At 71.0% G+C, this 14538-nt stretch carries 15 protein-coding genes and 6 tRNA genes; 8 read left to right on the forward strand and 13 right to left on the reverse strand.

All coding sequences use genetic code 11. The annotated features are described in order from the left end of the window. Positions 1-38: 38 nt before the first annotated feature. From AC0VYN_RS24295 to AC0VYN_RS24325, 7 genes are all read right to left on the reverse strand, one after another. Complete coding sequence (locus AC0VYN_RS24295) at positions 39-2774, reverse strand: exo-rhamnogalacturonan lyase family protein (RefSeq protein WP_475532686.1); 2736 nt, start codon at positions 2772-2774, stop codon at positions 39-41. Positions 2775-2875: 101 nt separating this feature from the next. Beyond that, positions 2876-3475: a hypothetical protein gene (locus AC0VYN_RS24300; RefSeq protein ID WP_475532687.1), complete on the reverse strand. Its 600-nt coding sequence runs from the start codon at positions 3473-3475 to the stop codon at positions 2876-2878. Positions 3476-3487: 12 nt separating this feature from the next. Beyond that, complete coding sequence (locus tag AC0VYN_RS24305) at positions 3488-4378, reverse strand: carbohydrate ABC transporter permease (RefSeq protein WP_475532688.1); 891 nt, start codon at positions 4376-4378, stop codon at positions 3488-3490. Next, on the reverse strand, positions 4375-5376 hold the full coding sequence (locus AC0VYN_RS24310) for a carbohydrate ABC transporter permease (RefSeq protein WP_475532689.1): 1002 nt from the start codon (positions 5374-5376) through the stop codon (positions 4375-4377). Before AC0VYN_RS24310 ends, AC0VYN_RS24305 begins: the two co-directional genes overlap by 4 nt. Then, entirely contained in the window at positions 5376-6665 is a 1290-nt protein-coding gene (locus AC0VYN_RS24315; RefSeq protein WP_475532690.1) for an ABC transporter substrate-binding protein, read from the reverse strand. The genes AC0VYN_RS24310 and AC0VYN_RS24315 overlap by 1 nt, the downstream gene beginning before the upstream one ends. 388 nt (positions 6666-7053) lie before the next feature. Beyond that, positions 7054-7125: transfer RNA gene (locus AC0VYN_RS24320), tRNA-Val, on the reverse strand. A 79-nt stretch (positions 7126-7204) separates the two neighbouring features. Beyond that, positions 7205-7657: a TIGR02611 family protein gene (locus AC0VYN_RS24325; RefSeq protein ID WP_475532691.1), complete on the reverse strand. Its 453-nt coding sequence runs from the start codon at positions 7655-7657 to the stop codon at positions 7205-7207. Between the two features lie 191 nt (positions 7658-7848). Here AC0VYN_RS24325 and AC0VYN_RS24330 point away from each other — a divergent pair, with 191 nt between their 5' ends. Together AC0VYN_RS24330 and AC0VYN_RS24335 are read left to right on the forward strand one after the other, a co-directional pair. Continuing rightward, on the forward strand, positions 7849-8262 hold the full coding sequence (locus AC0VYN_RS24330; RefSeq protein WP_004002642.1) for an SsgA family sporulation/cell division regulator: 414 nt from the start codon (positions 7849-7851) through the stop codon (positions 8260-8262). Positions 8263-8637: 375 nt separating this feature from the next. Further along, positions 8638-9198 carry a CGNR zinc finger domain-containing protein gene (locus AC0VYN_RS24335; RefSeq protein WP_475532692.1) on the forward strand — a complete coding sequence of 187 codons (561 nt, stop codon included), beginning with the start codon at positions 8638-8640 and terminating at the stop codon, positions 9196-9198. A gap of 51 nt (positions 9199-9249) precedes the next feature. Here AC0VYN_RS24335 and AC0VYN_RS24340 read toward each other — a convergent pair whose 3' ends face one another. Both AC0VYN_RS24340 and AC0VYN_RS24345 read right to left on the reverse strand, forming a co-directional pair. Then, complete coding sequence (locus tag AC0VYN_RS24340) at positions 9250-9429, reverse strand: hypothetical protein (RefSeq protein ID WP_385468006.1); 180 nt, start codon at positions 9427-9429, stop codon at positions 9250-9252. 173 nt (positions 9430-9602) lie between these two features. Next, a complete protein-coding gene (locus tag AC0VYN_RS24345; protein WP_475532693.1) occupies positions 9603-10043 on the reverse strand; it encodes a hypothetical protein in 441 nt (146 codons plus the stop codon). Positions 10044-10245: 202 nt separating this feature from the next. Between AC0VYN_RS24345 and AC0VYN_RS24350 the strand changes: the two genes are divergently transcribed. After that, the gene (locus AC0VYN_RS24350; RefSeq protein WP_475532694.1) at positions 10246-10764 is read left to right on the forward strand and encodes a DsbA family protein; all 519 of its coding nucleotides are present in this window, start codon (positions 10246-10248) and stop codon (positions 10762-10764) included. 20 nt (positions 10765-10784) lie between these two features. Here AC0VYN_RS24350 and AC0VYN_RS24355 read toward each other — a convergent pair whose 3' ends face one another. From AC0VYN_RS24355 to AC0VYN_RS24365, 3 genes are read right to left on the reverse strand one after another with little or no spacing between them, the layout of a single operon-like run. Beyond that, positions 10785-11609, reverse strand: coding sequence for a GNAT family N-acetyltransferase (locus AC0VYN_RS24355; RefSeq protein ID WP_475532695.1), 825 nt, complete (start codon positions 11607-11609; stop codon positions 10785-10787). A gap of 51 nt (positions 11610-11660) precedes the next feature. Next, positions 11661-12482 (reverse strand): aminotransferase class IV, encoded by an 822-nt coding sequence (locus tag AC0VYN_RS24360; protein ID WP_475532696.1) that lies wholly within the window; start codon positions 12480-12482, stop codon positions 11661-11663. Further along, positions 12479-13531, reverse strand: a complete 1053-nt coding sequence (locus tag AC0VYN_RS24365; RefSeq protein WP_475532697.1) for a chorismate-binding protein — start codon at positions 13529-13531, stop codon at positions 12479-12481. Before AC0VYN_RS24365 ends, AC0VYN_RS24360 begins: the two co-directional genes overlap by 4 nt. Before the next feature lie 178 nt (positions 13532-13709). Here AC0VYN_RS24365 and AC0VYN_RS24370 point away from each other — a divergent pair. The 5 genes from AC0VYN_RS24370 (at position 13710) to AC0VYN_RS24390 (ending at position 14173) form a co-directional block, all read left to right on the forward strand. Beyond that, positions 13710-13782: transfer RNA gene (locus AC0VYN_RS24370), tRNA-Gly, on the forward strand. Positions 13783-13820: 38 nt separating this feature from the next. Next, positions 13821-13894, forward strand: a tRNA-Cys gene (locus tag AC0VYN_RS24375). A 1-nt stretch (position 13895) separates the two neighbouring features. Further along, positions 13896-13967 (forward strand) — tRNA-Val (locus AC0VYN_RS24380). Positions 13968-14016: 49 nt separating this feature from the next. Next, positions 14017-14088: transfer RNA gene (locus tag AC0VYN_RS24385), tRNA-Val, on the forward strand. A gap of 13 nt (positions 14089-14101) precedes the next feature. Beyond that, positions 14102-14173: transfer RNA gene (locus AC0VYN_RS24390), tRNA-Val, on the forward strand. A 57-nt stretch (positions 14174-14230) separates the two neighbouring features. On the opposite strand, the gene AC0VYN_RS24395 is transcribed toward AC0VYN_RS24390, so the two are convergent. Continuing rightward, positions 14231-14515 (reverse strand): TFIIB-type zinc ribbon-containing protein, encoded by a 285-nt coding sequence (locus AC0VYN_RS24395; RefSeq protein ID WP_385468024.1) that lies wholly within the window; start codon positions 14513-14515, stop codon positions 14231-14233. Positions 14516-14538 lie beyond the last annotated feature (23 nt).

Here is a 14538-nt window from a genome sequence, read left to right on the forward strand (position 1 = left end):
CGTGGAGTGTGCCCGCGCCCGCGCCGCTCACGTGCCGGCTACGGCATCCGGTCCCCCAGGAGCGCGAGATTCTCGATGGCGGCGAGGCCGTAGAGGGCGGTGTCGTTGGTGGAGACCCAGCTCGCCTCGCTGCCGGGCACCAGGGCGGCGGGGCCGCTCAGCTTCTCCGTCGCCCAGGGTGCCGACTCCTTGTAGCCGTCGGAGTCGTAGAACCTGTCCCAGGCGCGCTCGGCCAGCCGTGCGTCCCCGGTCCGCACGGCCGCGTAGGCGTCGAGGCGGGAGTGGCCCTGGAAGAGGATGAGGCTGCCGAAGTCCTTGCCGTAGCGGGCCGCCTGTTCGGCCTTGGAGGCGTTGAAGTAGCGGCAGTAGTCGTAGTACGCCTCGTTGAACGCCGGCATGTCGACCAGGTCGATCAGTTCGGCGCACAGTTCGCCCAGGCCGAAGACGGCCGACAGGTGGGAGACCTCGACCTTCGGGGCGTCGGCGACGGCGAATCTACCGGTGTCCAGGTCGTACAGGCCGCTGCCCTGCACGAATCCGTTGGGCTGGGCGGCGATGGTCTCCATGGTGGACAGCACGCGGGCCCTGGCCTTCTCCCATCGGGGGCCCTTGCGTTCCCACTCGGTCAGCCACGCCGAGACCAGGCCGCTCCAGTCGGTGCCGAAGCCGATCGACAGGGCGTTGCGGTCGGGCGTGTACGGCTCGGTGCGGATCTTGCGGAGCGGGTCGAGCGCGAGGAAGGTCTCGTCGGAGTCGACGTTGGCGTGCATGAGGTCGCCGACGCGTTCGTCGGCGGTGAGGAAGTAGTAGAAGCGGCGGTAGGTGGTGTTGGCGATGCGCTGCTGCTTGGCGCTGTCGGCGTAGTGCTGCACGCCGTGCCGGGTGCCGAGGCCGGCCCACTTGCCGAGGTGGTAGACGTCGACCTCGCCGGTGTGCCGGGTCATCGCCTCGGCGAAGCGGAAGATGTCGGCGCGGCCGGAGCGCAGGTAGGCGTACCAGAGCCACAGGTCGGGCGAGAGTTCCGAGTTGTCCCAGGCGTAGCCGCCGACGTCGTACCGCCACTGGTGCCGGACGGTGTCGTAGGTGTGCATGATGTCGCCGTAGTCCCAGAAGCCGTACCAGCGGCGCTGCTCCACCTGGTCCTTGTAGTAGGTGAAGAGGAAGTCGAGGTGGTCCTCGATCTTCGCCTTGGCGGGTGTGGAGCGGTCGGGCTCGGAGTAGAGGCCGCGGCCGAAGACCCCGGCCCGGACGAGCTGCCCGGGCGGGGCGGCCAGTTGCGGAAGGACGCGCACGGCCTCGACCTGTTCGGCGAGCTTCTCGGCGCTCGGGGTGGCGGCGTTGGCCCAGAACAGCAGCTCCGAGGTGCGGGCGATGCCGTAGGGGGTGCCGAAGCCGGGCTCGTGGTCCTCGTAGGTGATGTTGAGGCCCTCGAGCTGTTCGGCGTAGGTGTCCTGGCCCATGCCGTCGTGGTAGAAGCGCAGGTCCATGGGCTGGGCCTCGGGCGACCAGAGCCAGAGGGTGACCTCGGCGTCGTCGGTGTGGGCGTCGCGGACGTCGAGCTGGGCCGGGTACTTCTCCCAGAAGTCGCGCAGGCCGAAGGAGAGTCCGCCGCTCACGCCGCCGACGTAGCCGAAGCCGGAGGCGCGCCGGCCACCGCCGGCGCCGATCCAGCCGTGCCCCTTCCTGGTGCGCTTGCGCAGGGTGAAGCCGTCGGCGGAGAGCTGGGAGAGGGTGTAGTCGCCCCACTCGGGGATGTACTGGAGGCGGGTGGTGACGCGCTGGTCCCAGGTGGCGGGGTCGGGCAGCTTCTCCCCGGCGAACTGCGCCGCCTGGACGGCCGCCCCGGGATCGCGGCGCAGCCCGGTGATGCCCTTGACCGCCTCGCGCAGCAGGCCGGTTCCCTCGCCGCCGATGCGGACGTGGCGGTCGTAGGACTCGTCGCGCATCGGGACGGTGAAGCGGACGCCCAGGCCGCGGACGAAGTCGCCGCTCGCCCTGCCGGGCTCCTGGGTGCCGTCGAAGGTGACGGTGTGCACCATGCGGAAGGAGTCGGCGCCCGCGTAGAAGTAGAGGCGGACGGAGAAGGGGAGCCGGCCGCGTTGGCCCTTGCGGTGCCTGCCGTCGATGCGGACGACGGCGCGGACCGGGCCCTCCTGCTCGACCTTCACCTCGTCGACGGCGCCGTCGAAGCGCTCGTACGTCACCGTGCCCTGGTCGCCGTCCTCGATCCCGGGCTGGCGCAGCAGCACAAGGCGGCCGTTCTTCGCGATCTCGGTGGAGCCTCTGGTGACCGACTTGATCAGTGCGGCGCCCGAGGTGCCGATCCTGGCGGTGATGACGCCGGTCGATATGTCGATGGTGCCGCCGCGACGGCGGACGGTGACCCTGCGGGCGGGTGCGGCCGGGGTGCCGGCGGTCAGGGTGAGGGCGCCGTTGCCCGAGCCGACGGCGTGCGCGGTCCACTTCAGGGAGCCGTCGGGCCAGTACGCGAGGGGCCAGGACTGCACGGGTACGGCCGTGCCCTCGGCGTCGGTCACGGCGAACGACTGGTCCTCCTGGTGGGTGCCGCGGGGCCAGGGGACGCCGACGGTGGAACCGGGGGCGGCGCCGAGACCGCCGTCCTCCAACCAGGCCAGGGTGACGGGGCCGTCGTCGCCGGTCGGGGCGGCCGGCGCGCCCTGGGCGTTCCTGCTTCCCAGGGCCCAGCTGAACTGGGCGGCGGCTCCGGCCACGGCGGCCGCCTTGAGGAGGGACCTGCGCGGGATGGGGGACATGGCCTTTCCTTTCCGTTGCGTGGGGCACGGGAATGTCAGGGGCATGACACTCAGAGGTACGGCGCCGGGGCGCCGGCCCCGGTACGGGGTGACATCGCTCGTCAGCGGTGCCGGCAGCGCTCCTCCACGGCGACGGCCGCCGCCGCGACGGCGCCCAGCACCGCGACCGCGAGCGGCGCGCTGAACCAGGCGGAACAGACCACCAGGGCCAGCCCGCCGACGATCAGGAAGGAGCCCGCGGGGTCGAGCACGGTACGGCGGCCGGCCTCCCCCAGCAGGCACCGCCAGGAGGCGCCGGGCCGCCAGGAGGCCGCCGCCCGCAGCCCGGCCACGGCCGCGCCGATCAGGGCCAGCACCCCGACGACGCCCACGAAGGCGCCGCCCGGCAGTCCGTTCCGTACGGCCCGCACGTCCACCCACACCACGGCGAGGGCGGCCCATCCGGCGAGCCCGACGAGCCACCCCCGGCGCAGCGCGGCCCGGAAGTCGGCCGCGAACTCGCGCAGGCCGCCCCGCTCGTGGGCGAGCCGGCGCCCGAGGTGCCGCGCGCCGGCCGCGAACGCGGCGGGGCAGGTGACCAGCGGCAGCGAGGCCACCGCGATCCACACCCCGGTCAGCAGGCACTCCGCGAACAGCGCGAACCGCTCGGCGAGCCGTGACTCCCCGCGTTCGGCCCGGGTCCCGGTGCGCGGCTCGGTCATGACCGGATCACCTCAGCCCTTCAGCCCGGACGTCGCCATGCCGTCGATCAGGTAGCGCTGGAAGGCCAGGAAGAAGGCGAGGACGGGCAGCAGGGCGACGAGCGACATGGCGATCATGCCGCCGTAGTTGGCCAGCCCCTCCTGGTCCACGAACATCTTTAGGCCGAGCGAGACGGTGTACTTGCCGGGCTCGTTGAGGTAGATCAGCGGGCCCATGAAGTCGTTCCAGGAGTTGATGAAGGTGAAGATCGCGCTGGTGATCAGTGCCGGTCGGCACAGCGGGAGCACGATCGACCAGTAGATGCGGAGGTGCCCGCAGCCGTCGAGACGGGCCGCCTCGTCCAGTTCCCTGGGCAGGTTGCGCATGAACTGCACCATCAGGAAGACGAAGAAGGCCTCCGTGGCGAGGTACTTGCCCAGCAGCAGCGGGGTGTACGTGTTGATCATGCCCATGTTGCGGAACAGCACGTACTGCGGGATCAGCAGCACGTGGTACGGCAGCAGCAGGGTGCCGATCATCAGCGTGAAGAGCAGGTTGCGGCCCGCGAACCTGATCTTGGCGAAGGCGTAGGCCGTGAGCGAGCAGGACACCAGGATCCCGGCCACCGAGCCGACCGCGAGGAAGAGGGAGTTGAAGAAGAACGTGGAGACGGGGATGTCCGCGATGCCGTCAGTGAGGCTCGTGTAGTTGGACAGCACCGGGTCGCCCGGGAAGAGGTCCAGGCTGCCGACGATGTCCTCGCTCCTCTTGAACGAGCCGCCGATCACCCAGATCACCGGGTAGAGGATCACCGCGAGGATCGCCAGTGACCCGATGTGCCAGGCGAGCGAGCCGGGCAGCCGGCGCCGCAGCGCTCCCGTGGTGGACCGGGCCGGCGTGACGTCCGTGGCCCGCGCGCTCATCGGCCGCCCTCCTCGTAGTGCACCCAGCGGTTCTGGGACCAGAACAGCACCGCAGTCACCAGGGCGACCGCGACGAGCAGCATCCAGGCCATGGCGGAGGCCAGGCCCATGCGGCTGTTCTCGAAGCCCTGGACGTACAGGTAGCAGGTGTAGACCATCGAGCCGTCGGCCGGACCGCAGGCGTTGCCCCCGGCGCCGCCGCCGACGATGTACGCCGAGCTGAAGATCTGGAACGAGTGGATCGTCTCCAGCAGGACGTTGAAGAAGAGGACCGGGGAGATCATCGGCAGGGTGATGTTCCAGAACTGCCGCAGTCTGCCCGCCCCGTCGACGTCGGCCGCCTCGTACAGCTCGCGCGGCACCTGCTTGAGGCCGGCCAGGAAGATGACCATGGGCGCGCCGAACTGCCAGACGGTGAGCGCCACCAGGCTGTAGATGATCAGGTCCGGGTCACCGGTCCAGCCGCCGGCGTCGATGCCGAAGAGCCGCTGGGTGCGGTCGACGGCCGCGTCGTCCGAGAAGATCGCCTTCCACACGATGGCGACGGACACGCTCGCGCCGATCAGCGACGGGGCGTAGAAGGCTGCCCGGTAGAAGGCCTGCCCGCGCCGCTTCTGCGCCAGCAGCAGCGCGACGCCGAGGGCGGCGACCAGTTTGATCGGCGTGCCGACGACCACGTACCAGAGCGTGACCTGCACCGAGTGGCGCCAGCGGGGGTCGCCGAACATCTCGGAGAAGTTGTCCAGGCCGATCCACCGGGGTGCGTCGAACAGGTCGTAGTCGGTGAAGGCGAAGTAGAGGGAGGCGACCATCGGTCCCGCCGTCAGCAGCAGGAAACCGGCGATCCAGGGGGACATGAAGAGGTAGCCGGCCAGGTTGTCCCGGCGCCGGCGCCGCTTCAGGGCGGCGGAACCCGGGGGCTTCACCGGACCGTGCCGCGGTTCGGAGACCCTGGTCGGCCCCTCCGTCGCGGGGGCGTGTGTCACGGCGCTTCCCATCAGCCGGCGAGAGCCGTCTTCGACTCGTTGAAGAACTGCTCGACCGCGTCGTCCACGGACCGCTTGCCCAGCCCCATCTCCTCGGCGATGCGCAGGAACGCGGCCTCGCAGATGTCGGCACCGTTCGGGTGCGGGGTGATGGGCTGCAGGACGCCCGCCTTCACGAGGGACTCCTCGTAGGCGGCGATCGCCTTGTCGACCGGGTCGGCCGGCCGGTAGGCGTCGTACTGGACCTGAGTCGCGGGGACGCCGCGGTCGTACCCCATGATCCTGGCGACCTCGGGGTCGTGCACCATGAAGTCGATGAACTGCGCGACCTCCCTGGGGTGCCGGGTCCGCTTGGAGGCGCTGAGCATCAGGGAGCCGAGGTACTGGCCGGTCGCCCTGCCGTCCGTGGTGGGGATGGGCGCGATCCCGTACTCGCTCTTGCCCTCCGAGGTGTAGCGGACGGTGAAGTTGTCCCAGGTGAACTCGCCGCCCGCGAGCTCGGCCGCGACCGCCGACTTGGGCTTGACCTGGACGACCTTCTTCGGGTCGGCGACCAGGCCGGACTTCACGCCCTTCTCCGCCTTGGTCCACCACCGGGTCAGGTCGGCCTCGGTGAAGCCGAGTCCGTCCTCGGTGAAGAAGGCCTTGCCGTTCTGGCGCAGGTACAGGTCGTAGAGGTACATGACGCCGTACATGCCGCTGTCCCCGGCGCGACCGCTCCGGTCGCGGATGCTCGTCATCGCACGGTCGAAGTCGTCCCAGGTCCAACCCTGCTCGGGGGTGACGCCGGCCCGGGTGTAGACGGGCTTGTCGATGACGAGGGCCATCGAATTGGAACCGACGGGCACGCCGAGCAGCTTGCCGTCGATCTCGCCGAACTTCTCCAGGCCCGCCCGGAAACCGTCCATGGAGAGATTGCCCGCCTCGACCTGCCCACTCAGGTCGAGCAGGACATTCTTCGAGTCGTATTTGCGGAGAAATCCGATGGCATTCTGGAAGACGTCCGGTGGATTCCCGCCGGAGGCCTGGGTGTTGAACTTCTTCCAGAAGTCGCTGTACTGCTGGAAGTCGGTCTTGACCTTGATCTTCGGGTACTTCTTCTCGAAGAGCGCGATGGTCTTGTTGATGCGCTCGGCCCGGTCCTCGGCACCCCACCAGGAGTAACGGATCGTCACCGTTCCGTCTCCCGCACCGCTGTCACCACCGCACGCGGTGGCCGTCGCACCCAGTCCCGTGACGGCCAGCGAGGCGCCTGCCGCTTTGAGGATCGTCCGCCTCTCCACATTCCCATTCCGCTGCACATGAGCCTCCCCGCGCCGTCGCGTCGCTCCATGAATCGTTTCAAGTAAGCGCTTGCTGGCACAAGGTACGAAGGGCCCACGGGCGCGTCAATGATTCGGACAGGAATTGGTGGGAGCGCGATCACGGGCCACGACGGTGACGGCCACTCCCCCTCGCCCGGCACGGAGGGAAACCCGCAGGTAGACGCTGCGCGACCGGCCGGCCGAACGCCGTCGGCGCTTCGGGGGCCCGCACCGCGGAAGGTCACGGTTGGATGACGGCGGACGGAAGCGGAACGGCCCCGCCGCCCGGCACCGCGACCGCGGGGGGGGGCCGGCCGTCCGGGCCGGCGCGCACGACGAAGCGGCCCGGCTCACGATCGGTGAGCCGGGCCGCCTGATGATCCGGTGGGCGATACTGGGTTCGAACCAGTGACCTCTTCGGTGTGAACGAAGCGCTCTCCCACTGAGCTAATCGCCCGGACGCAGGAAGAACATTACCCCATGTCAGGGGGTGCCCGTGACCAGCGGCCGCCGGGCCGTCGCCGGTCCGCCGCGGATCACTGGTCCTTGATCTTCCAGGGCATCTCCAGGCCGAACTTCCACAGGTAGATCCCGGCGAGCACGCCGATGATCACCAGGCCGACCGCGGTCAGGATGATGTTCCGGCGGCGCACCTTGGGGTCGAGTGCGCGCTGCGCCGCCTCGGTGACCTTGCGCTTGGTCCAGCGCAGCACCAGCTGGGCCCACACGAACTCGGTCGCCCAGATCGCCATGCCGCCGAAGATCACGACCCAGCCGGGACCGGGCAGCGGCAGCATGACGATGCCGGCCACCACCACGGCGAGTCCCACGACGAAGACGCCGACCTGCCAGCTGACGTGCAGGGCACGGCGCGCCCTGACGAATTCCGGTGCCCGCGACCCGAGCGCACGCTGCTCCGGAGTGCCGTCCGTCCCCGATCGGTTCTGCGCCGCGACGACCTCGTCAGGCTTGTTACTCCCCGTGTTCATACGGCCAAACACTACCGGAGCGAAACCTGTCACCGGAATGGGCGTACACCGCGAACGATCTTTCGGCCGGAAGAGTTACGTAAACGCACGCAAAACACTCAGAGGGGTTTACAACGGCACCGTAGGTGGCATGTCGATTTCGCCGACGTGCGAATCCCCGAGCGCACACTGAGCGAAAGGCCCTGGCGCTTATGAACACCACGGTCAGCTGCGAGCTGCACCTGCGCCTCGTTGTGTCGAGCGAGTCCTCCCTGCCTGTCCCCGCAGGCCTGCGGTACGACACGGCCGACCCCTACGCCGTGCACGCCACCTTCCACACCGGAGCCGAGGAGACCGTCGAGTGGGTGTTCGCCCGCGACCTCCTCGCCGAAGGTCTCCATCGCCCCACCGGCACGGGCGACGTCCGTGTCTGGCCGTCGCGCAGTCACGGTCAGGGCGTCGTGTGCATCGCCCTGAGCTCCCCGGAAGGGGAGGCGTTGCTCGAGGCCCCGGCGCGGGCTCTGGAGTCCTTCCTGAAGCGCACAGACGCCGCCGTGCCCCCCGGCACGGAACACCGGCACTTCGACCTCGACCAGGAGCTCTCGCACATCCTGGCGGAAAGCTAGGGCGAGGCCCCGTGAAGCCGCCCGGCGCCGTCGACTCGGGGTGACGGCACGGGCCAGGACAACCGCATACGGCACAGACCGGCGTCGCCGCCGCGGATCTCCGCGGGGCGGCGCCGGTGCGCGTGCGGGGCGGGTGGCGCACGCACGGGGCGGCGGGGCCGCCGCCGGACGTGGTGGGAGCCGTGGGCGGCGGGGCCGCCGCCCGATGCCGCGGGGGAGCCGTGGGCGGCGGGAACCAAGGCCGGTTCGCCGCCGTTGTACCGGCAACCGCCGGCCGGAGCCGTGGGCGGAGCCGGTCCGGCCGCCGCGGAAGCCACTACCATCGGCCAGCATCGGCGGGCGCCCGCGCCCGACCCCCAGGCCAGGGAGCAGAACGTGCTGATCACCCACGACACCCGGTGCGCGCTCGACACCGTGGTGGATCTGGTGAACACCGTGCCGGAGGACGACTCGGCCACGGACGGGCTGCCGGATGTCGCGGCCCTCGAGCATTTCGTGGGAACGCACGAGATCAGTGACGTGGGCGTCCTGTCGGAGCTGGACCTCGCGGCGGTGCGCGGGATCCGCGGGCGGTTCGCGGCCGTCTTCGCCGCCCCGGAGCCCCAGGCCGCCGCCGGGCTGATCAACGAACTGGTGGCCGGCGCCGGGACCACCCCCCGGCTCACCGACCACGACGGCTACGACTGGCACATCCACTACTTCGCGCCCGGTGCCTCGGTCGCCGATCACCTGGCCGCCGACTGCGGCATGGCCCTGGCGTTCTTCGTGGTCGCCGGGGAGCAGGAGCGGCTGCGCCGGTGCGAGGCGCCCGACTGCCGGCGTGCGTTCGTCGACCTCTCCCGCAACCGTTCGCGGCGGTACTGCGACAGCCGTACGTGCGGGAACCGGCTGCACGTGGCCGCGTACCGGGCACGGCGCAAGGAGGCCACGGGCTGAACGAGGGGCGACGCGGCCCCGGCGGGTGACGCCGGGGACCACGGGTACGGCTCACAGCATCAGCAGGTCGTGCAACGAAGCCATGAGGAGCAGACACCCGATCACCGCAAGGAAGATCATCAGCGGTGGCTGGGAAAGGGCGAAGAGGCAGCCGCGCGTCTCGTCGGGCGGTGGCGCGGTTTCGCTCTGTCTCGTGTCCAGCTGTGTGTCCAGCTGAGTCGGGTCCGGCATCTCGCGCCGATGATGTCGCAGCACACCCACCCGGCGCGATCAACACGCCCGTGACGACCGAGTGTTCGTTGAACGCGCAATGTCCGGTTCGGGTTGTGATCATTCGCGAGCGCCCGCTGACGCCCCGGGACCGGTGTGTCGTTTCAGTGCGGCACAGCGGTCCGCTTGCGTCCTCAGATGCCGTGCTTCTTCAGGATGGCCTCGATGTCGCTGTAGTCCTCGTCACCGCGGGGCGCGCTCGCCGGCCGGGAGGCCGCGGGGGTGGCGGAGCCGCCCAGGGAGGGCTTGGAGGCCGCGGGGGCGACCGCCTCGCGCCGGGCGGCTGCCCGGGCCTCCTTGCGTTCCCCACGGGTGCCGCCGCGACGGCGCTCCACGGCGCGCGTGGTCATGAAGAGCAGCCAGGCGACGCCCAGCACGCCGAAGCCGGCCCAGGCCGTCGGGCTGAAGGCAGTGTCGGCCAGCCACTGCACGATGCCCGTCATCACCAGGCCGATGGGGATCAGTGAGTAGGCGGCGATCCGGGCGGCCGCGAGGAAACGCCTGCGGTACGCGGTGACCGCCGCGATGCCCAGGCCGGCCGCGGACACCGCGGAGCAGACAGTCTCGGCAATCATCCGGTCCTCCAGGCTGGACTCGGTCGGGCATGAGTACTTCGTCCCTTCCATCCTGCACCGCCGGAGCCCGCGGGGGCCACGCTCCGGCCCCGGATCAGGGAGATCTAGGGGTCGGCTCCTCCCCAGGTGCCGGTGACGGCGCGCACGGGCACCGTCCCGGGTCCCGTTGGGGCGCCCGCGCGGAGGCTGGGAGACTGTGGGCATGAGTGACTCCTCCCCCGCCGCCGCTGCCGTTCTCGACGTCTGGTGCGAGCTGCAGTGCCCGGACTGCCACACCGCCCTGGACGACGTGCGCGCCCTGCGCGCCCGCTACGGCGACCGTCTCGAGGTGCGCCTGCGGCACTTCCCGCTGGAGAAGCACAAGCACGCCTTCGCCGCCGCGCAGGCCGCCGAGGAGGCCGTGGAGCAGGGCCTGGGCTGGCCGTACGTGGAGGCCGTGCTGGGGCGGGTCGCGGAGCTGGACCGCAGGGGCGAGGCCCTGCTGGTCGAGGTGGCCCGGGAACTGGGACTGGACGCCGAGGAGTTCGACACCGCTCTCGTCGACGGCCGGCACATCCTCGTCGTCGACGCCGACCAGGCCGAGGGCAAGGCGATCGGCGTGTCCGGCACCCCCACGTACGTGATCGGCGGCGAGCGCCTCGACGGCGGCCGGAGCCAGGAGGGCCTGCGCGGGCGCATCGAGGAGATCACGGACCGGCTGCTGGCCGGGCAGGAGGCCTGAACCGCCGCCCGGCGCGGCCGTTACCGGAGCGTCTTGTAGTAGCCGTAGCGCGTGGTCTCGTAGCCGAGCGACTCGTAGAGCCGTTCGGCCGGGGTGTTGCCCGCGAAGACGTTCAGGCCGACGAGGCGCCGGCCGGCGGCGAGTGCCTGGGTCTCGGCCAGGAGCATCAGCGTGCGGCCGTGCCCGCGCCCCCGGTGGGCCGCGTCGGTCTCGACGTCGAAGACGTAGGCGCGGTCCTCGCGCAGCGCCAGCCACAGGACGCCGACCCGGTCGCCGTCGTGCTCGAGCACGCTGAACAGCATGTTCTCGGTGTCCAGGCCCCGCGGCAGCAGGGTCCGGTGGTCGTTGCGGGCCTTGGCGCGGGCCTCGGCCTCGGGGACGCCCTGCGCCATCCAGGTGCGGGCGTACTGCTCCGACTGGTAGGCCTGCCAGGCGTCGAACTCGGCGGACGACATGCGGCGCGGGCCGCTGCCCCGGGGCAGGACGGGCGGGGTGCCGTCGAGTGACTTCACCATGCCGCGGGTGCGCAGGACGTAGCCGAGCGCTCCGGCGAGGTGCGGGCCGGCCTCGTCGTCGGCGGTGACGCCCACCTGGATCTGCCGGCAGCCCCAGCTCCGCGCCACCTCCTCGGCGGCGAGCGCGGCGACCGTCCCCCTCCCCCGCCGGCGGTCGGGTTCGTCGATGCTCAGCCGGTGGATCACGGCCACCGAGTCGCCGAAGGCCGGGGAGGTGCCGAGGTGTATCGCGCCGACGGGACGGCTGTTCACGCACACCTGGTAGCGGCGTGAACGGCTCCCGTCGGCCGCGCGCTGTAGCGGCTCGGTCGGCCGCAGGGTTGTGGTCATCAGGGGAGATCTACCCCCGGCACGGCCCGCGGAGCAGCCGAATATCCCGGGTCACGGGTCGAGGTCGTCGCCGGACCGCTCCTCGAAGATCCGCATGGCCTTGGCGGTCACCGGACCCGGGGCGCCCGGCAGTTCACGGTCGTCGATCCGGTGCACCGCCTGCACGTCCCGCAGGGTGGAGGTCAGGAAGACCTCGTCGGCGCGCTCCAGCACGTCCAGCGGCAGATCGGTCTCGCGGGCGCCGGTCCACTCCACGGCCAGGGCCCGGGTGATCCCGGCGAGGCATCCGGAGGCGACCGGCGGGGTGTGGATCTCACCGTCGAGGACGACGAAGACGTTGGAGCCGGTGCCCTCGCAGAGCCGCCCGACCGTGTTGCCGAACAGGGCCTCGGTGGCGCCCTGTTCGCGGGCGCGGGCCAGGGCCACGACGTTCTCGGCGTAGGAGGTGGTCTTCAGGCCGGTGAGCGCGCCGCGTTCGTTGCGGGTCCAGGGCACGGTGATCACGGCGGTGGAGTCGGGGCGGCGGGCGGTCTCGCCGAGGGCGACCACGAGGGTGGTGCCGTGCTCCCCGCGGTCCGAGCCGAGCGGGCCGTGACCACCGGTGAAGGTGACGCGCAGCCGGCCGAGCGGCATCGGATTGGCCTCGAGGACAGCGGCGCAGGCGCGGCGGACCAGGTCCAGGTCGGGGTCGGGCAGACCCAGGCCGCGGGCCGAGCGGGCCAGCCGGTCGAGGTGCCGGGTCAGTGCGAACGGCCTGCCGTTCACCGTCTTGACGGTCTCGAAGATGCCGTCGCCCACGGTCAGGCCGTGGTCGAACACGGAGACACGGGCGGCCTCGGTGTCCTGCAGTCCGCCGTCGAGCCAGATCTTCACGTCTGTTGCGCCTCTCCACTTCCGTCGGCCTCGTACGCACCCGACGCTACCGCGAGCAGCCTGGACGCCTTCAGTTCGGTCTCCCGCCACTCCCCCTCCGGGTCGGACCCCCAGGTAATGCCGGCGCCGGTGCCGAACCGCAGCAGCCCCGCGGCCCGGTCGATCCAGAAGGTGCGGATGCCGACGGCCAGCTCTCCGGTGCCCCGGTCGGCGTCGACCCAGCCGATGCCCCCGCAGTAGGGGCCCCGGGGCGCGGTCTCCAGTTCCCCGATGATCCGCAGGGCGCTCGGCTTGGGGGCGCCGGTGACGGAACCGGGCGGGAAGGCCGCGTCGAACAGCTCCGGCCAGCCCGCGCCGGCGCGCAGTTCGCCGCGCACGGAGGACACGAGGTGGACCAGCCCCGGGTGCTTCTCCACGGCACAGAGGTCGGGCACCGTCACACTGCCCGTGGCGCAGACCCGCCCCAGGTCGTTGCGGACCAGGTCGACGATCATCACGTTCTCGGCGTAGTCCTTCTCCAGCAGGTCGGCCTCGGTCCGTCCGGTGCCCTTGATCGGCCCGGACTCGACGGTCCGGCCGTCCCGGCGCAGGAACAGCTCGGGCGAGGCGGTGGCGATCTCGATCCCGTGGCCGGGCAGCCGGATCGTCCCCGCGTACGGCGCGGGGTTGCCGCGGGCCAGCAGCGCGGCGAGGGCGTCCACGTCGGCGTGGGGGGCGACGGGCGCCGACAGCACCCGGCAGAGGTTGGCCTGGTAGACCTCGCCGGTGGCTATGCAGGCGCGGATGCGGCGCACGGCGGCGGTGTACGCGTCGCGGTGGAGGGAGGACGTCCAGTCGCCGGCGGCCGGTCCCCGCCACCGGCCCGGCACCGGCGCGGGGACGGCGCATGTCCGTACCTCGGCGAAGCGTGCGCAGGTCAGACGGCCCTCGAAGTCCGCGCAGACGGCCCAGAAGCCGCTGGAGTCCAGGGCGGCGGGATCACTCGTGACGTCGAGCAGACCGGTGGCGAGACGGTCGCCGAAGCGGGCCAGGGGAGGGAGGCGGAGCACGTGGCCGAGTCTAGGCGGCGTGTCTCCCAGGTGACCCGGACGTGTCCTTCCGGGGGCCCTGACCAGGTCCGTACGCCGAGGCACCGCAGCACGCTGCGCAAACGCGTTTTTGTGCTGGCTCCGGAATCCGCTAGAGTTCAACACGTCGCCGGGACGCGCAAGCGGACCGAACCGACAGGCGGACGTAGCTCAGTTGGTAGAGCGCAACCTTGCCAAGGTTGAGGTCGCGAGTTCGAGCCTCGTCGTCCGCTCGCAGGAACAGGGGGCCTCCCGGGCCTTCTGCACTCCTGGTGGAGTGGCCGAGAGGCGAGGCAACGGCCTGCAAAGCCGTCTACACGGGTTCAAATCCCGTCTCCACCTCCAAGGACGATTAGCTCAGCGGGAGAGCGCTTCCCTGACACGGAAGAGGTCACTGGTTCAATCCCAGTATCGTCCACTGTCCGCAAGGATCTCGGTCTGCGAAGATCGTGGCCCCTGAGGATCCCGCGCGATTAGCTCAGCGGGAGAGCGCTTCCCTGACACGGAAGAGGTCACTGGTTCAATCCCAGTATCGCGCACGCAGTATCTCCCGGACGATTAGCTCAGCGGGAGAGCGCTTCCCTGACACGGAAGAGGTCACTGGTTCAATCCCAGTATCGTCCACACCACACCGAAGCCCCCGGCCGTCCCGTACGGCCGGGGGCTTCGTCGTGTCCGTGCTCAGCTGGAGAAGAGCATGCGGCCGAAGCTCTTGTTGCGGTGGTGCCCGTAGTGGCCGTGACCGGCCTGCGGGGCGCCCCAGGCGGGAGCCTGGGCGGCCGGGTACGCCTGCGGGGCGGCGGGCGGGGCCGGCGGCGCGGGCTGGGACCACTGCGCCTCGAGACGGGTCAGCGCCTCCAGCTCCCCGTAGTCGAGAAAGATCCCGCGGCAGCCGCTGCACTGCTCGATCTGAACGCCGTTGCGGTTGTAGGTGTGCATCGGTGCGTGGCACTTGGGGCACTGCATGCTCGGCTCAACTCCTCGCCGGT

The organism is Streptomyces sp. 63XJN7_1_ISO-PGPR-S23-121 (assembly GCF_056173025.1).